The sequence below is a fragment of the uncultured Abyssibacter sp. genome, from assembly GCF_964000955.1.
Lineage (GTDB): Bacteria > Pseudomonadota > Gammaproteobacteria > Nevskiales > OUC007 > Abyssibacter.
The window spans coordinates 1-17,390 of record NZ_CAXFCL010000218.1; the positions used below are offsets into that span (position 1 = coordinate 1).

The window sequence follows — 17,390 nt, forward strand, 5'->3', positions numbered from 1 at the left end:
CATGTCCCAGGTCGGCAGCAACGCGCAGGGAATGAAGCGACCCGGGTGCGATCCGCACCACTCGTCGATGTGCCAGTCGTTGTAGGCGCGCATGTGCTTGAGCGCCAGCGCCTTGTCGGGTGCCTTGTGGAAACGCCCGCCGTCAAAACCGGGGAAGCTGCCGAAGTTCAGCGACGCGGCGATGCCATTGACATTCATGTCGTCGACCCGGGCGCTGTGATCGTAAACGCCCTTGCGGAGCTGATCGAAGGAGGTCGGCTCCATGCCGTATTCCTCCGGCGGGCGCCCGACAACGGCGTTCAGCCCCACCGATGGCATTTTCATGCCCTGGTATTCCCAGTAGTTGGTGCCGCTTTCGGTTGTCATCAGGGTCGGTGCGGTGGCGAGGTCTTCGCCAGACAGGTGTTGCTTGAACATGTCCGGCGGCTCGCTGATGTGATCGTCGACGCTGATGATCACCATGTCATTCATCTTCATGGGTCTCTCCTTCTACGCTACGCGGCTTGGATCGGAAAACCGCAAAGTGATTGTGTTCCCGGGCCGCTCACGGGGCGTACCGGGGTTCTTCGAGCGGCTGAGCCGCAATCCGGGTGAAATCCCGGATCTCGCCGACGCGTCGGGCGCGCCGGGCGCGATCGGGCTGAAAGGTGAAACAGGTCGGCGGCATCCTGGAGGCATCGGACTGCTGCTCCATCGGCCGGGTCCGGCCATGCGCGATCATGTTGCCCCAGCGCAGCAGCCGCGCCGGCTCACGCAGCGACGGCTCCTGCGCGTCGATCCAGCGTCCAAGCTTGTCCAGGCGGGTGCCGGCGATGTCCTCGGGCGTGCGGATGTGAAACCCCGCCTCGCTCCAGGCGAGCAAGGCTTCGCCGTCACGACGGATTTCCGCGTGGCGGGCGCCATCGTCCCCGGGATCGGACACCAGAATGTCGTAAACCACCGGCCTGTCGTCGAAGGCATGGGCTGCGCCGAGCACGGCCAAGTCGTAGAGATGCGTGCAGTGCGTGGTCTTGTCGCCATGCCGGGCGAAGTCCGCGAGTGGCACACCGGCGAAGGCCTGTTGCAGGGCGTCGACCGCGCCCGGGCAGGTCGTCCACGGCGCGCGGATCATCTCCGCGTTCACCTGATGGGCAACGCCGCCGGCGTGATGCACGGTCACCGCCATGCAGTGGTAGTCATCTTCCACCGCGGTACGCACGCAGCCGGGCTCCGGCTCGACGCGGAAGCGGCGGCGGAATCCCGGCCTGTCATCCACGGCAGCCATGGGCTCAGTCGTTTGCCAGCAGCAACGCGGTGGCCAGCGGCCCGCCGCCGGAGGTCGCCACGGCAACCCTGGGATTGTTCGAAACCTGTCGTTCGCCGCCCAGACCGCGTAGCTGAGTCACCGCCTCGTGCGCGAAGCCGAAACCATGAAGCCGGCCTCCCGCGATCTGTCCACCCCCGGTGTTCATCGGCAACTCGCCATCCAGGGCGATGCGGTGGCCGCCCTCGATGAAGCGGCCGCCCTCGCCGCGTTCACAGAACCCGAGCCCTTCCAGCCAGGTGATGGCCTGAAAGCTGAACCCGTCGTAGAACTGCACGGTATCCACATCGGCGGGCGTGTAGTCGGTCTGCTTCCAGAGGTCCTCGCCAGTCGGGTAGCAGGACATCCACTCGGCCTGATCCCAGCTGTGGCGTTCCACCGTGCCGGCGAAGGCCGCGATGCGGATCGGCGTGCAGGTCACCTCGTCCACGGCGTCGCCGGCCGAGACGATCAGCACGGTGGACGCGTCGGTGAAGCGATCGCAGTCGTAGAGACAAAGTGGCGTGGAGACCATGCGCGCGGACATGTATTCGTCCAGGGTCAACGGCTTGCGCACCAACGCACGGGGGTTGCGTACCCCGTTGGCACGGTCGTTGAGCGCGATCTGCGCCAGTTGCTCACGGGTCAGGCCATAGCGCTTCACGTGGCGCATGGCGTACTGCGCCGTCCAGTTCGCCGGCGACATCGCATTGAAGGGCGCGAACCACTGCGAATTGCCGTCCACCGTCTTCTTGCGCATCGGCGGGTATTCATCCGGCCGGGACAGTGCCGCGGCCTCGTACACGGTCCGAAAACACAGCACATGGCGCGCCGCGCCGGTCTTCACCGCCATGGCCGCGGCGACGACCGCGCCGAGCTGCGAGGAGATCTCGCCGCCGCCCGCATGCCAGGTCGCCCGGATGCCCAGGGCGTCGATCAACTCGTCCGCACCCACCGGCGAAAAGCCGAGAAAAACCGGTACGCGACCAGGATAGGTCGACACGCCGTCGATCTGGTCGATGCTCAGCCCGGCCTCGTCCAGCGCCTCGCGGACCGCGTCCAGCGTCAGCAGCAGCGGATGGCGTTCCAGCCGGACGCCAACCTCCGACTGACCGATGCCGGTGATATAGGCTTCGGCCATCTCAATCCACCTTCTCGAACAGCGGGTAGTGAATCTCGCCCTGCTGCTCGAAGCTCACGCGAACCTTGTCGCCGATGTCCACGGCATCGGGCTCGCAGCCGATGATGTTGGTCGTCAGGTACACGCCGGGCGCACCGTCGATGGTCACGCGGGCGATCACGAAGGGAACCTCCATGTTCGGCGCCCAGGGCTGGTAGTTCACGGTGAAGGTATCGACCACACCGGTCCCGGCCACGGCTTCCGGCGCCACCCGGTCGGACAGGCAATGCCGGCACACCGGTCGCGGCGGATGAATGAATTCCTTGCAGTCCTGACAACGCATCAGGCGCAGTTCACCGTCGGCTCCACCCGTCCAGAACGGGCGGTTGACGGCATCCAGCTTGGGAACGGGGCGGGTCATGCGGAGCTAGGCCTCCCGGCGCGGATACGATGCGACCTGCGCCATGCGCACAGGCTTTCGGGTGGATCGGATCAGTCGTCGTCCTCGACGATGGTGATGATGCGTTCGGGGCAGGCTCGCGCACCGCGTCGGGCGAGTTTCTCCTCGCCGCCCGGCACATCGATCTCCTCCACCGCGATGTAGCCATCTTCGTCCAACGGGAACAGTTCGGCTGACACCGCCGCGCAGCGCGCATTGCCCACGCAGGCAGCCTTTTCAATTCGGATTTTCATGTCTCACTCCGGTGTTTGAAGCCGAATTTTTCAGCGGCTGGATCTGAGTACCAGCCTGGGCTCGTTTATCGCATATCTCGCACTGCCATACAACAGTGGTGTTCATTAAAGGGCGCGAACCCGTTGCTTGACGCACTAGTCAACAATGGTGACTATAAACGTCCAACAGGCTGTTCCAAGCAGCCGAAAACGACAACGGGACGAGGAGACGAAACGCCCGTGGCGCTCTATACGACCATTCACCTGCACAACGTGACGGCGGGCCAGGATGACGCCTACGCGCAGTGGTTCGATGGCCCGCATCGCGACGGGCTCTCGCGGCTGCGTGGCTTCAGGGGAGCCGACCGCTACGAGGTCACGCCCGAGCAGATCATGCCGGACATCCCGCAGCCCTGGCGGTTCATGAGCGTCTACGACTTCGACCTGCCCGACCCGGCGATCGACGTGCCGGCGCTGGGACCGCTGATCGCCGAGGCCCGCGACACCGGACTGACCGCTGACGACACCACCGAGCGGCTCTACACCTATCGCCTGTTCACCGACTGGAAAATGAGCCCGAACTGGGACGACACCCAGCCGTTCTCCGGGATCAGCCTGATCCTCGGCAACTACGTGATCGGTCGCTACGACGAGTACCAGCAGTGGTACGAGGACGTGCACAGCAACGAGGTGATCAACGTGCCGGGCCATGTCGGCATGAAGCGCGGCGAGCTGTCGGAGCATCAGATCGCGCCGAAGCACTACTGCCCGGGCGACCAGCTGATTCTCTGCGCGCAGCAGAGCGACGACCTCATGTTCACGCTCCGGGATTTCAGCGCCCGCGCCCGCGGCGTCAGTCCCAGTGGCGTGGCGATGCAGCCGCGCAAGGAACAGGCGGGCTCGTTCGCCCGCACCGTGCACTACTTCAGGAAGGTCAGCGGCTCCGACTTCTGGCCGGGCGGCATCGCCTATGCCGGCGATTTGTCGGTTTACCCGCCGCAGGACTGAAGGCCGACCAGCAGGAGGGATTCCGTGTCATCAAGAGTCATCGTGATCACCGGCGCAGGCGTCGGACTGGGCCGCGCGCTGGCGCGACGCTTCGTCGCCGATGGCGAACAGGTCGTGCTGCTGGGCCGCACGGCCGCCAAGGTCGAGGCGGTCGCGGAGGAACTGGGCGAGGCGGCCATGGCGATCGGCTGCGATGTCGCTTCACCGGAATCGGTCAACGCGGCCTTCGCGCTCATCGCCGAACGGCATGGTCGCATCGACGACCTGATCAACAATGCCGCGATCTACGAGCCATTCACGGTCGCGGAAGCGGCTGACGAACAGATTCTGAACATCGTCAACACCAACCTGTCCGGCGCGATCTTCTGCGCCCGCGCCGCCATCGGGCTGCTGAACGCCGGCGGACACATCATCAACGTGAGCAGCGAGTCGGTGGGCATGACGTTCCCGATGCTCAACATCTATGCCGCCGCCAAGGCCGGGCTGGAACGCTTCGGCGAGGGACTGCGCCACGAACTGGAGCCCGACGGCATCCGCGTCACCAATGTCCGCGCCGGCCAGATGTACGAGGAAGGCAAGACCTGGGACATCGACCCGGGCGTCGCCGGACGCTTCATGCAGGCCACCATGGCCGTGGGCCTGAACCTGCGCGAACGTCCGATCTCGCACTACAACTCGGTGACCGACGTGTTCCGCAACCTGCTGGACCTGCCGCCCGACGTGCAGGTCGGCACGATGCACATCGGCGCACGCCGGCCGGCATGAGTACCGGGGCCATGGACGAGCAGGTCGACTTCATCATCGTCGGCAGCGGCGCCGGCTCGATGGCCGCCGCGCTGGTACTGCGCGACGCCGGCAAGCGGGTGCTGATCCTGGAAAAATCCGACCTGGTCGGCGGCACCACCGCCACCTCCGGCGGCGTCATGTGGATTCCGAACAACCGCTTCATGCGGGAGGACGGGATTCCCGATGGCACCGACCAGGCGATCGCCTATCTGGACGCCGTGGTCGGCGATCATGACGACCGCCCGGGCGCCAGCGCCGAACGACGCAAGGCCTACGTCGAACAGTCGCCCCAACTGCTCGACTTTCTGGTCGATCACGGCCTGGCGTTCCGACGTATTCCGTCCTGGCCGGACTACTACGATGCGCCGGGCGCCTCGGTGCCGGGCCGGGCCGTGGTGTCGACGCTGTTCGATATCAAGCAGCTCGGCGAATGGATGGACAAGCTGCGTCCCGGCTTTCTGCCCCTGCCCGCCAATCTGGACGAGGCCATGCAGCTGCCGCTGCTCAAGCGCAGCTGGGCCGCCAAGGGCGTGCTGCTGCGCATCCTCTGGCGCGTCATCGTCGACAAGTTCACCGGCCGCAAGCGCGCGACAGCCGGCCACGCCCTGCAAGGCCAGATGCTGAACGCCGCGCTCAAGGCCGGCGCCGACATCCGACTCAACACCCCGGTCCGGGAACTGATCGTTGAAGACGACCGCGTCAGCGGCGTGGTCGTCGCCACCGCCTCGGGCGACCGCCGCATCGGCGCCGGGCTGGGCGTGCTGATCAATGCCGGCGGGGTTTCCCGCAATCAGGCTCTGCTGGACAAGCACATGCCCGGCATCCAGGCCGACTGGTCCAGCGTTCAGCTCAACGATACCGGCGAGATGATCGAGGAAGGCGCCCGCATCGGCGGAGCGCTTGCGCAGATGGCGGACCGCCTGGGCATGCCCAGTGCCATGCCACCCGGCGTTGACGTGACCGCGATCAAGCCGGGCCTGCAGAACGACATGTGCAAGCCGCACGCGATCGTGGTCGACCAGACCGGCACCCGCTACGCCCGCGAGTCCTGCTCGCATGTGGAGTTCACCCGCCTGATGGTGGAACGCGACCGCGACGTGCCTGCCGTGCCGAGCTGGATGGTCTTCGACAGCCAGTACCTGGGCAAATACATGCTGGCCGGCAGCATGCCCGGACCCAAGAAGCCGCCGGAGTGGTTTGACCAGAAATTCCTGGTCCAGGGCGAGACCCTGGACGAACTGGCCACGGCCTGTGACATGGAACCGGCCACGCTGAACGCCACGGTGGACCGCTTCAACGGCTTCGTCCGCCAGGGGCATGACGACGACTTCCAGCGCGGTGACGCGCCCTACGATCAATGGGTTGGCGATCCGCTCCACGACCCGTCGAAAACGCTGGGCAGCCTCGAGCAGAGACCGTTCTTCGCGGTGCCGTTCTACCCGGGCGACGTCGGCACCTTCGGCGGCCTCGTCACCGATGCCAGCGCGCGGGTGCTCCGCGGCGATGGCTCGGTCATCAACGGGCTCTACGCGACGGGCACCTCGACGGCCTCGGTCATGGGAGCCGTCGAACCCGGCCCGGGCGGCAGCATCGGCCCCTCCATGACCTGGGGTTATGTCGCGGCACGACACGCTCTGAAAAACACCACCTGATCGCCTGCCAGGCGACCCCGAATCACCGGCGACGCAGCCGCCAAACGACAGAGGATTCAGACATGGACACGCTTCCCGAGGGCAAGCTCTACATCAACGGCGACGTCCGCCCCGCTGGCGGCCACGCGACCTACGACAACATCAATCCATGGACCGGCAAGGTCGTGGGCCAGGCCGCCGATGCCACCGCCGAGGATGTGGATCTGGCGATCCAGGCGGCGCGTACCGCCTTTGATGACACCGACTGGTCGCAGGACCCGGCCGCGCGGCTGGAACTGCTCAAGACGTACCGTGACCTGATGGTCGCCAACCGCGACAAGCTGGTCCAGATCGCACGACTGGAGGCCGGCGCGGCGATCGGTGCCGCGGCACGGGCGCAGATCGACGGTGCCCTCAACGGCATGAATGATTTGCTGAACTGTTTCTCCGACGTCACCTGGTCCGAGGATCGCGGCGTCAAGAACGAATACGGCTTCGACACCAAACGCCTGGTGCTGCGTGAGGCGGTTGGCGTCGTCGGCGCGATCACGCCCTGGAACGTGCCGCTTTACGTCAACGTCGGCAAGGTGATCGCCGCCCTGCTCGCCGGCTGCACCGTGGTGCTGAAGCCGGCGCCGGACACGCCGCTGATGGGCGCGATCATGGGCGAGCTGGCGGCGGAGGCCGGTTTCCCGCCCGGCGTGTTCAACGTCGTCACGTCACGCCATGCGGCCATGGCCGGCGAAATGCTGACCCGCGACGAGCGCGTCGACCTGATTTCCTTCACCGGCTCCACCGCGGTGGGCAAGCTGATCATGGAAAACGGCGCGCCGACCCTCAAGCGCGTGTTCCTGGAACTGGGCGGCAAGTCGGCCTACATCGTGCTGGACGACGCCCCCGAGTTCGCCCGCGTGGTCATGGGCTCCATGGTCGTGTTCCACGCCGGCCAGGGTTGCGCCTATCCGACCCGGCTGCTGGTGCCCAGAAGCCGCTACGAGGAAGCGGTGCAGGCCTTGCAGATGGCCTACGCCGGCTTCGCCGACAAGTGGGGCCATTTCGATGAACCGACCTGCATGATGGGTCCGCTGATCTCCAAACGGCAGATGGACCGGGTGCTGAACTACATCGAGATCGGTCAGCAGGAAGGCGCCCGGCTGCTCGCCGGCGGCAAGGCCCGTCCCGACATGGGCGACGGCTATTTTGTCGAACCGACCTGCTTTGTCGACGTCAGCAACGACATGCGCATCGCCCAGGAGGAAATCTTCGGGCCGGTGCTGGTCGTGATTCCCTACGAGGACGACGACGACGCGGTGCGCATCGCCAACGACAGCATCTACGGGCTGGGTGGAGCGGTGTTCGGTGACACGCAGCGTGCCCTGGGCGTGGTCAAGCGCATCCGGGCCGGCGCGCTGAGCGTCAACGGCGGCATGAGCATCACCGGCGACCTGCCGTTCGGCGGCTACAAGCAAAGCGGCATGGGCCGCGAATGGGGTCGCGAGGGCATCGAGGAGTTCACCGAGATCAAGGCCATCGGCATCCGCGCCTCCTGAGCGCCCGCGATGTTTCCACGCATCTTCCTCTTGGTCATGGCCGCGGGCTGGACGCCATTCGGCGTCTACTGCCTGCTGTTTCCGGAAGCGCTGGCCGGCATCTCCGGCGTTCAGGCATCCGGCACGATGGCGATCACGGAGCTGCGTGCGATGTACGGCGGCGTGCAGACCGCCATCGGCTTGTCGGCCCTGCTCGGCGGCCTGCGCGTCATCCGCATGGACCAGGCCCTGCTGGTGCAGGTGGTCGCATTGGGAGGCCTGGGCATCGCCCGGCTGGGCACCGCCGTCGTATCCGGCGACTGGAGTGCCTACACGCTGGGCGCGCTGGGCTTCGAATGGGTCACGCTGCTGCTGTCACTCGCCGCCCTGCGAAGGGTGGCGCAAACCGCCTGAATCGACGCCGAGGCGATCAGGCCGCCGTCAGCTCGCCGAGCCGGGCCACGGCGGCATTGCGCAACTCCGCGGTCTTGACCTTCTCGTTGCCGGTCAGCGCGAAGTCCTCCTCGGCGAAGAACAGCACCTTGCGCGGCACCTTGAAGCTGGCCAGGCGTTCCTTGAGATAAGCGACCACCGCCGCCTCGTCCAGCGTCTCGCCGTCCACCGGCACGATGCAGGACACGACCATCTCGCTGAGCGTGGGATGCGGCACGCCGACGGTCTGCGCGCGCTTCACGCCGGGATAGGTCGCGATCACCGTGTCGACCTCCTCCGGGGAGACATTGGCGCCGCCGGTCTTGATGATGTCGTTGAGGCGGCCTTCCCAGAACAGCCGACCTTCGGCGTCGACGTAGCCACCGTCTCCGGTGCGGAAGTAGCCCTCGTCGTCAAAGGTTTCCTCCACGGTCTTGCCCAGGTAGCCCAGCATCATCGTCGGGCCCTTGATGCACAACTCGCCGCGCTCACCAACGGGCATTGGCGCGCCGGTGCGCGGATCGACGATCTTCATCAGATTGCCCGGCAGCGCACCGCCAAAGCTGCCGGCGTAGCGTTCGGCGGGTGTGTCCGAATCGAACGACGTGCTGATCGTCATCGTCTCGGTGTTGCCGTAGGAATTGGGGAGCTGCCAGTCGCTGTCCACCGTCGGGTGCTCCATCATCAGCTCGCCCTTGGTGATGTAGCGCAGGCTGGACAGGTCGGTCTCCGCCCAGTTCGGCGCGGCCTGCAACCGGGCCCATTGATGCGGCCGGCCGTTGACCAGCGTCACCCGTTCGGCCTCCATCAGCCGCAATGCGGATTCCGCCTCGAAGGTCGCCTGCAGAATCACCGCGCCGCCGGTGGACAACGCGGTGCCGACGATCATCGTCACGTTGCCCGACCAGAAGAAACCGTTTCCGGTCCAGCTACGCGCGGGTTCGCGCACGCAAAGCACTCGCGGCCAGCGCCACCACTGGATGGTGAATGCCCGCTGCGCATGCAGAATGCCCTTGGGCAGGCTGGTCGTGCCGGACGAAAAGAACAACCCGCCGATGTCGCCCGGCGACACGCTGTCGGCCCGGGCCTCGACCAGCGCGGTCGGCACGTCCGCCCCGGTCGGGACAAAGGCCTCCCAGGTCTCGATCGCGCCGGTCGGCGGCGGTGAATGTTCACCGGCATGCGTCGCCGGGCGCAGTTCGACCAGCCGTTCGAGATAGGGAAAGCTGGTCGACCGCAGCGCGCCCGGCGCCGCGTCGGCGATCGCCGGCTCCAGCTCCCGGAGCATCGCGGCGAAATCCTTTTTCAGCACCTGACGATCGAACAGCAGCACCGAGATGTTCGACACCGTCAGCAGATGCTTCAGCTCGTCGGTCGTCGAGAAGGTGCTCAGCGCCACCGAACAACCGCCGGCCATGGCTGTGCCGAACAACGCGGCCAGATATTCCGGGCGGTTGACCATCAGGATGCCGACGCGGCTGTCCTTGCCAACACCGGCGGCGATCAGCGCCTTCGCCACGGCCAGGGACTGCTCCCACAGCTCCCGATACGTCCACCGTACGACGCCGTCCGGGCCGTGCATCACCACGGCCTCGCGGTCGGCGTATCGCCCGGTGACCTCCCGCAGATAGCCGGGGATGGTCAGCGCGCCCTGGCCTGGCTCGTCCTCCAGCGGGATGCCGCGGACGATGGACAATTCCGTTGCCTGCATGGCGCGGGCGTCAGTAAGGCAGCTCGACGTCGGCGGTGCCCTTGAGGATGACCTCGCCGGTCTGCGTCGTCATCGCCACCTGCACGCGGACCACCGGCACGCCGAACGGCGACTTGTCGATCTTCTCCACGATCTCGCCGTCGACATAAGTGACATCACCCTCGAAGGCCGGGCTGCGGAACTGCGTCTTCGAATGCCAGACGAAGCCGTTGTGGCCGGCCCAGTAGGCGACATAGTCGACATGCCAGGCGTTCATCGACGCACCGTAGCCGTACATGCCACCCATGCCGATGTTGGAGGCCTTCTCCAGATTCAGGTGACCACTGGACGGACCGTGGTAGAGCCCGTCGCCCATCCGCGGGTCGATCTTGCGGGCGTCGTGATCGTAGGTCATGTCCTCGGCGAAGCCGGCGTCTTCCTTGGCCGGATCGTAGGCATCCTCCGGCACGTTCCAGCGCCAGGTGCCCCAGATGTTCTGACGGAAGGCGCGGTACTCGGTCACGAAGGTGGTGATCGTATGCGGGCCGATGACGCGACGCGGCAGCTTGTCGCCGACCTTCACGTCACCGTAGGCGGGCGAATGACCCTCGCGATTGGACAGAATCCACTCGTAGCGGAGCTTGTGAATCTCGGCCAGTTCATCCTTGTCCCAGCGTTTGGGCGAGGCCTTCTCCTTGCCGTAGACAGCCCGCTTGTTCGCCTCCTCGCGCAGGTAGCGAATCGCCGTCGCGCGCTCCCGCGCCACCAGCACACCATTCTGGTTGCGATGCTCGGTGTCACCGCGGGTGAACACCGTGGGACCGGCGAAGCTGGTGTCCTTGACGTCGTAACCGTCGAAGCGACGCTTCTGGAACAGCTTGTCTCCGGGACGGACCGGCGCGCCGTAAAACCACCACTCCTCGCCGCCGAAGATCAGGTGCGAGCCAGGAATCTTGCCGACGCAGGCCGGATGACAGCCATGACCATAGTCCATGGCCACGGCGAAGGACTGCGGCGCGACAATGCCGCCGAACCTGGAGTTGCGAGCAAACTCCTCGTCCCAGTGGATGGGATTCGCGTAGTCCATCGCCATGACCCAACGACGGATGTCGGTGGCGTTGCAGGGGTCCCACAACTCGGCGAACACGACCGGCTTGCCAACCCACTTGTCCAGATCGCTGAGATCAAGTTCGACCTTGTCGTCCACTGCTGCATCGGACATCACGTTTCCCCTCTTGTTGTCACCGGCCTGCGATCGGACCGGCCTTATTTGTTGACGTTGACTACCACGCGGCCACGCACCTTGCCGGCCATCAGGTCCTGAGCCTTGGCAATGGCGTCACCCAGACCGATTTCATCGGCGGCGATCAGATCCAGTGCGGCGGCATCCAGGTCACGGGCGAGCCGCTCCCAGGCCTTCAGGCGACGCGCCTTGGGCGCCATCACGCTGTCGACACCCAGCAGCGACACGCCGCGCAGGATGAAAGGCATGACCGTGGCCGGCAGATCCGGACCCTGCGCCAGACCGCAGCAGGCGATCGCGCCGCAGTACTTGGTTTGCGCCAGCGCGTTGGCCAGCGTGTGGCTGCCGACTGAATCGACGACACCGGCCCAGCGTTCCTTCTGGAACGGCTTGCCCTTTTCGGACAGTTCGGCGCGATCGATGATGTCGGTGGCGCCCAGCTGCTTGAGGTAGTCGCCTTCCGACGCCTTGCCAGTGGCCGCGACGACGGTGAAACCGGCCTTGGCCAGCAAGGCCACCGCGACACTGCCCACACCACCGGTGGCGCCGGTGACCAGCACCTCGCCCTGATCCGGCGTGACGCCAAAGTTGACCAGCGCGTCCACGCAAAGCGCGGCCGTGTAGCCGGCCGTGCCGATGGCCATCGCCTGGCGCGGTTCGAACGCGGCCGGCAGCGGCACCAGCCAGTCGCCCTTGAGCCTGGACTTCTGCGCCAGCCCGCCCCAGTGGGTTTCGCCGACACCCCAGCCGTTGAGCACGACGGTGTCGCCGGCCTTGTAGTCACCGTGGCTGCTGTCGGTCACGGTGCCGACCAGATCAATCCCCGGCACCATCGGAAAGCGCCGAACCACGGGAGAGCTCCCGGTGATCGCCAGTCCGTCCTTGAAATTCAGCGTCGAGTAGGCGACGTCGATGGCGACGTCACCCTCCGGCAACTGCGACTCGTCGACCTGTGTCAGCTCGACGGACTGTCCTTCGTCATTCTTGTCGATCAGGATTGCAGAAAACATGCTCTCGCCCCTTGTTGTCTGCGAAATGTCCTCGCCGGCATCGACGGCCGGCGAGATGAGAAAACCTTAGTGCCGTGGTGACGACGGCATCCCGGCAACCGCCGCGACCCCGTCGACAATTGGCGCATGCGCCGCGATGCTCAATGCTCGGCGGTCTGCGCGTAACGGATATCGACCTGTTCCGTTGCCGGGAAGTGACTCGGCCCGACGTAGCGGACCAGCCTGGGTTCCGGCTCGGTCCGGTAGTAGTAGGCGTTGTCCGGCATCAGCTTGCGCATCACCCAGGACGTGGGCTGCAGCTTGATGATCGAGACCCGCTCGCCGTCCAGCGTCTGCTCGCCGTCGTGGACCAGTTCCATGTCCAGGCTCTTGCCGAGCTGCCCCACGAACATCTCGAACTCGTAACCGCCGTCCCGGATCTCTTCCCAGTGCGTACGCGTGAGCGCATCCAGCACCGCGGGGTGGAATTCGTTGGCCGACCAGTCGAAGCGATCTTCCTCGAAGTCCTTGGAGGCCTTGGCCCGGCGGCGCATCGTGAACTGCTCGTCGCCGGACTCGATGTACTCCTCCAGACCGACCGGCGTGTTGACCTTGCTGTACTCGGTGATGCGCAGCGTGTTCGGGTCGTAGACGACGCGCTCGGTCTGGACGACATCACCGTCCATGTTCCGGAACACCATCTCGCGCACGGTCAGGCCCTCGTCCTCGTCGATGCGCAGCTCGCCCACATGGGTCTGCGCGCCGCCCTCGGGTTCGGATATCGAGAACGTCTGGCTGTCAGCCATGGCGATGGCGCTGCTGGACAGCAGCAGCCCGGCGATCACTCCAGCACCAAATAATTTATTTTGTCCGGACATATGGGTCTCCGTCAGCCCTCAAGACTAGCTGAATTGACATGTTGCCAGCTCCAGTTCATCTGAGACCCTTCGACGGCCCAGATGTTCGTTGAGCTGTGCCCGCTTGAGGTACAGATGACAGGGATGTTCGGCCGTCATGCCGATGCCGCCATGGAGCTGAACGGCCTCCTCGGCCGCTTCGGTGTACGCGGCGGTGGCCAACAGTTTCGCCTCGCGTGCCAGCAGCGCCGCCTGCGGCTGACCAAAGCCCGACTCCGCCTGATTCAGCGTGTCGGCGAACAATGCCTCGGCCGCGGCGATATGCGCCTTGAGGTCGGCGCAGCGGTGCTTGAGCGCCTGAAACAGCGCCAGCGGGCGCCCGAACTGCTTGCGCTCGGTCAGGTAGTTCACCGTGCTCTCCAGCGCCGCCGTCGCGCCGCCGATCGCGTCCGCCGCAAGCAGGAAATCGCGCAGTGTCTCGATGCGGCAAACCAGGGTTTCGGCCGCCGCGCCCTGCGCCAGCCGCCACCCCGAATCGATGTTCACGTCAGTGAACGTGATATCGAACAACCGGCGTGTTTCGTCCCAGGTCGGCCGCGCCTTCAGCGCTCCGGCCGAGGTCGGCACCAGCAAAACATCTGAATTTGTCCAGACCAGAATGTCGCTGGCCCGGTCGACGGACCAGACCGCCCGGACCGTGCCCGAAAGCCTTCCATCGTCGCTGATCTCGATGTCCGGCGGGACCAGCGGCGCGGTCGCGAGCGCTTCCGTCAGCAACAGCGGCAGGCGCTCCAGCAGCGGCGATTCTCCGGCCGCGACCAGTGCATCGATGACCAGCGTCGCCGCCGGATACCGTGCGGCGGACAGGCTGCGTCCCAGTTCCTGCTGAATCACGCAGACGGCCGCAGGACCCAGGCCCAGCCCGTCCAGCGATTCGGGCACGCCGGCCAGCAGCCAGCCCAGATCGACGACCTGGGTCCAGATCGTCTCCTCGGCGGTGCCCGGACCCAGCGAATCCAGCACGCTGCGGGTCGAGTCGGTCAGTTCGGTGAGTAGCTCGCTCATGCGCCTTTCTGCCAACGCCAGTCCCGGGGTTCGCGCGGCATCTGCAACATTCGCTCGGCGATGATGTTGCGCTGAATCTCGTCGCTGCCTCCGGCGATGGACCAGTTGTAGGAGTTCATGAAGTCCACGGCCCAGTTGCCGGTCTCCTGACTGCCGCCGCGGGTGAATTCCTCCATGGTCTGGCCGTCCAGTCCGCTGATCTGCTGACCCAGACGCACGAACTCGCGCAAGGTGCGTGCGTAGTACAGCTTGACGATGGACGCGTCGCCGACGACCTCCTCGCCGGAAATCCGCTTCTGCAGGTAGCCATCCGCCAGCGCGCAGGCCGCATGCACCTGCGGGATCAGCCGGCCAAAGGCGGCGCGCAGCACCGGATCGTCGGCGCAGCCCCTGGCCCGCATCACTTCGCCGATGCGTCCCAGCGAGTGGCGCATGCGCTGGGTCAGCTCGACCAGGGTCAGACCGCGCTCGGAGGCCAGCGTCGCCTGCGCCACCGCCCAGCCCTGGCCCTCCTCGCCGACGCGATCCTCGACCGGAATCTCCACATCGTCGAGGAAGATTTCCGCGAACTCGTCATCGCCGGTGATCTGCGAGATCGGCCGAACCGACACGCCCTTGCTGCGCATGTCCATCAGGAAATAGGTGATGCCGGCCTGCGGTCGCCCGTCGCTGCTGGTCCGGGCCAGCAGCAGGCAGCGATCCGCATACTGCGCCATCGTCGACCAGGTCTTCTGGCCGTTGATCACGTAAACATCGCCCCGGCGTTCGGCCCGGGTACGCAGTGACGCGAGATCGGACCCGGCGTTCGGCTCGGAAAAACCCTGGCACCAGACATCCCCCTTGAGAATGCCGGGCAGGAAGCGCTGCTGCTGATCGGCGCTACCGCATTCCATCAGCGTGCAGGCGGCGTGGTACAGCGCGACGAAGTACAGGATCAGCCGTGGCGCGTCGGCGCGGGCAACCTCCTCGTAGATGATCTTCTGTTCGGCCAGCGAGCGACCGCCGCCGGGCCAGCGCTCGGGCCAGTGGGGCGTCGCGTAACCGGCCTCGACCAGTTTGAAGAACCAGTCCCGCTGAGCGGCGACGAACGCGTCCTGATCGCAGCCGGTCATGGCCTCTCGCCAGCCGGCGGGCACGTTGTTCTCAAGCCAGGACCGCACCTCGGTCCGCAACTGCTCGCTCACAGACTCACCTCGATGTCGTCACCCTCCACACGCACATCATAAGTCTCGATGGGTTCGGTGGCCGGCAGGTCCAGCGCCTCGCCGGTGGCCAGATCGAACCGGGCGCCATGAACCGGGCAGGTGATCTTGCCGTGACGGACACGTCCACCGTGCAGCAGCTTGTACTGATGCGAGCAGATGTTGGACACGGCGAAGATCCGGTCCTTGTAGTTGCACAGCAGCACGGGCTTGCCGTCCAGCTTGACGACCTTCTTGCTCCCCGGCGGCAGGTCCGCGAGCTTGAGCACGGGAGAGAATGTGTCGGTCATGCAATGCGTCCTTGTACCAGGGCCATCCGCGAACGGCTCACGTCACGCGCGGTGCGCCACCCGACCCGGTTGTCGGAACGATCCGGATGGGGGGATGAACGAACAAGCGGCCGGACAATGCCGGCCGCTTGCCAAACTCGGTGTCGAACGGAGCTACCCCGCAACGTACTTGTCGACCGCGTTCTCGAAGTGCCGCACGCGGATTTCCTGGTAGTTGCCCAGCGTGATGCTCTTCTTGGCGCTGGCCTCGATGCCTTCCTGCTGCAGGCGCAGGTTGTCCGTGTCCTGGTCGAGAATCTGACCAAAGCCGGGGTCCATGCCCTCGGCTTCGGTGAACGACTGGTCATCGCCCAGATGGATCGGTTCGGCCGGCTCCGGACGCTCACCTTCACGCGGAACAGGGCGCAGGAAGAACACCTCGTACAGGCTCTTGCGATGGTCCGTCGGGTCCGGCCGGAACCGGTACACCATCGGCAGCGAAATGCCGGGGAACAGGAAGGTGTTGGGGAATACCGTGTAGGAGAAGCAGTCCAGCAGCTCGGAATCGGACACGTGTGACAGGTCAGCGTTGGCGGCCTGCTCGAACATGTTGCGGAAGATCTTGGCGACCGCGCCTCGAGCCTTCTCGCCATCCTCCAGCTTGATCTTGGTGTCGCCCATCGCGGAGCTGTCGCCCAGGGTGAACTGATCGACGATGTCCTGTTCGCTGATCTCGCCGTACAGATGCGGGCTGACCACCCCCAGCGTCGAGATGAAGCGATCGACATGATCGCCATAGAAATCGTACTGGGAGTTGGCATCACCGTTGGACGGCGCCACCTGTGGGTGCGTGTCGATGACGTGATAGGCCTCCATGAAGGCCTCCATGGTCAGCTTCCAGTTCGCCGGCAAACGCTTGGACACATGCAACGTGATGTAGCGGTTTTCCAGCTTCCACGCCTTGATATGCGACAGCGCCTCGGGACCGAGATAGTCCTCCAGCGAGGGCGCCTCCGGATCCATGTTGATGAACACGAAACCGCCCAGCGTGGCCACCCGCGCCTGCGGCAGCGAGAATTTCTCCGAATCGACATGGGGAAAATCCCAGTCGCAGGTTGAGCTCTTGTGCGTGCCGTCCAGGTTCCAGGTCCAGCCGTGGAAACTGCACTTGAACTCGCAGGCGCTGCCCTCGGTGCCGGAGGCACGCAGCTTGGTGCCACGATGCAGGCAGGCGTTGTAGTAGGCGCGGATGTCGTCCTCGCCAACGCGGGTGATGATGAAGGAGTAACGACCCAGGTCGTAGACGTGGTAGTCACCGACCTCCGGGATGTGTTCCTCGCGGCAGGCGAACTGCCAGGTCTTGGTCCACAGCGTGTCGAATTCCCGCTTGGCGAAGGCCGGGTCGGTGTAACGATCGGTGGAGATGTCCTCGTCACCGAGAAACTCGTAGGACTCCGACCGTACCCAGGCCGGGGCCGGTACCGTGTCGTCCGCGATGATCTCCTGCGTCGTCGGCGCGCCCGGGCAGCGGGCACCGCCGCGCTTGAGCACATCGTCCAGTTTGATGGGAGCGTCTACGTCGTTCATGGCTGTCTCCTGAATGGCTCGTCGAGGC

At 65.6% G+C, this 17,390-nt stretch carries 18 protein-coding genes; 5 read left to right on the plus strand and 13 right to left on the minus strand.

Translation table 11 applies throughout. The features are described 5' to 3' along the window. The 5 genes from ABNS06_RS10610 to ABNS06_RS10630 form a co-directional block, all read right to left on the minus strand. Positions 1–477, minus strand: a 477-nt coding sequence (locus ABNS06_RS10610) for a hypothetical protein (protein ID WP_348674548.1), incomplete at its 3' end; no start/stop codon positions are given. A 67-nt stretch (positions 478–544) separates the two neighbouring features. Further along, complete coding sequence (locus ABNS06_RS10615; protein ID WP_348674549.1) at positions 545–1,264, minus strand: hypothetical protein; 720 nt, start codon at positions 1,262–1,264, stop codon at positions 545–547. A 4-nt stretch (positions 1,265–1,268) separates the two neighbouring features. Further along, the gene (locus ABNS06_RS10620; protein WP_348674550.1) at positions 1,269–2,423 is read right to left on the minus strand and encodes a thiolase family protein; all 1,155 of its coding nucleotides are present in this window, start codon (positions 2,421–2,423) and stop codon (positions 1,269–1,271) included. 1 nt (position 2,424) lies between these two features. Then, positions 2,425–2,823 (minus strand): OB-fold domain-containing protein, encoded by a 399-nt coding sequence (locus ABNS06_RS10625; RefSeq protein ID WP_348674552.1) that lies wholly within the window; start codon positions 2,821–2,823, stop codon positions 2,425–2,427. Between the two features lie 71 nt (positions 2,824–2,894). Then, positions 2,895–3,095 carry a ferredoxin gene (locus ABNS06_RS10630; RefSeq protein ID WP_348674554.1) on the minus strand — a complete coding sequence of 67 codons (201 nt, stop codon included), beginning with the start codon at positions 3,093–3,095 and terminating at the stop codon, positions 2,895–2,897. A gap of 219 nt (positions 3,096–3,314) precedes the next feature. On the opposite strand from ABNS06_RS10630, the gene ABNS06_RS10635 reads away from it, so the two are divergent. The 5 genes from ABNS06_RS10635 (at position 3,315) to ABNS06_RS10655 (ending at position 8,442) form a co-directional block, all read left to right on the plus strand. After that, complete coding sequence (locus ABNS06_RS10635) at positions 3,315–4,082, plus strand: hypothetical protein (protein ID WP_348674556.1); 768 nt, start codon at positions 3,315–3,317, stop codon at positions 4,080–4,082. Between the two features lie 24 nt (positions 4,083–4,106). Next, the gene (locus ABNS06_RS10640) at positions 4,107–4,847 is read left to right on the plus strand and encodes an SDR family NAD(P)-dependent oxidoreductase (RefSeq protein ID WP_348674558.1); all 741 of its coding nucleotides are present in this window, start codon (positions 4,107–4,109) and stop codon (positions 4,845–4,847) included. Further along, positions 4,844–6,520 (plus strand): FAD-binding protein, encoded by a 1,677-nt coding sequence (locus tag ABNS06_RS10645; protein ID WP_348674560.1) that lies wholly within the window; start codon positions 4,844–4,846, stop codon positions 6,518–6,520. The genes ABNS06_RS10640 and ABNS06_RS10645 overlap by 4 nt, the downstream gene beginning before the upstream one ends. Before the next feature lie 62 nt (positions 6,521–6,582). After that, positions 6,583–8,049, plus strand: a complete 1,467-nt coding sequence (locus ABNS06_RS10650) for an aldehyde dehydrogenase family protein (RefSeq protein WP_348674562.1) — start codon at positions 6,583–6,585, stop codon at positions 8,047–8,049. Between the two features lie 9 nt (positions 8,050–8,058). Next, positions 8,059–8,442 (plus strand): DUF4345 family protein, encoded by a 384-nt coding sequence (locus ABNS06_RS10655; protein ID WP_348674564.1) that lies wholly within the window; start codon positions 8,059–8,061, stop codon positions 8,440–8,442. 16 nt (positions 8,443–8,458) lie between these two features. Here ABNS06_RS10655 and ABNS06_RS10660 read toward each other — a convergent pair whose 3' ends face one another. The 8 genes from ABNS06_RS10660 to ABNS06_RS10695 form a co-directional block, all read right to left on the minus strand. Beyond that, a complete protein-coding gene (locus ABNS06_RS10660; protein WP_348674566.1) occupies positions 8,459–10,171 on the minus strand; it encodes a class I adenylate-forming enzyme family protein in 1,713 nt (570 codons plus the stop codon). A gap of 10 nt (positions 10,172–10,181) precedes the next feature. Further along, positions 10,182–11,372 carry a MaoC family dehydratase N-terminal domain-containing protein gene (locus ABNS06_RS10665; RefSeq protein ID WP_348674567.1) on the minus strand — a complete coding sequence of 397 codons (1,191 nt, stop codon included), beginning with the start codon at positions 11,370–11,372 and terminating at the stop codon, positions 10,182–10,184. 44 nt (positions 11,373–11,416) lie between these two features. Continuing rightward, the gene (locus ABNS06_RS10670) at positions 11,417–12,403 is read right to left on the minus strand and encodes an MDR family oxidoreductase (protein ID WP_348674569.1); all 987 of its coding nucleotides are present in this window, start codon (positions 12,401–12,403) and stop codon (positions 11,417–11,419) included. Between the two features lie 140 nt (positions 12,404–12,543). Next, the gene (locus tag ABNS06_RS10675; protein ID WP_348674570.1) at positions 12,544–13,260 is read right to left on the minus strand and encodes a hypothetical protein; all 717 of its coding nucleotides are present in this window, start codon (positions 13,258–13,260) and stop codon (positions 12,544–12,546) included. Between the two features lie 24 nt (positions 13,261–13,284). Continuing rightward, positions 13,285–14,304 (minus strand): acyl-CoA dehydrogenase family protein, encoded by a 1,020-nt coding sequence (locus ABNS06_RS10680; protein WP_348674572.1) that lies wholly within the window; start codon positions 14,302–14,304, stop codon positions 13,285–13,287. Then, positions 14,301–15,488 (minus strand): acyl-CoA dehydrogenase family protein, encoded by a 1,188-nt coding sequence (locus tag ABNS06_RS10685; RefSeq protein WP_348674574.1) that lies wholly within the window; start codon positions 15,486–15,488, stop codon positions 14,301–14,303. Before ABNS06_RS10685 ends, ABNS06_RS10680 begins: the two co-directional genes overlap by 4 nt. Further along, positions 15,485–15,796 (minus strand): non-heme iron oxygenase ferredoxin subunit, encoded by a 312-nt coding sequence (locus ABNS06_RS10690; protein ID WP_348674576.1) that lies wholly within the window; start codon positions 15,794–15,796, stop codon positions 15,485–15,487. Before ABNS06_RS10690 ends, ABNS06_RS10685 begins: the two co-directional genes overlap by 4 nt. Positions 15,797–15,949: 153 nt before the next feature. Next, the gene (locus ABNS06_RS10695; protein ID WP_348674578.1) at positions 15,950–17,362 is read right to left on the minus strand and encodes an aromatic ring-hydroxylating dioxygenase subunit alpha; all 1,413 of its coding nucleotides are present in this window, start codon (positions 17,360–17,362) and stop codon (positions 15,950–15,952) included. Positions 17,363–17,390 lie beyond the last annotated feature (28 nt).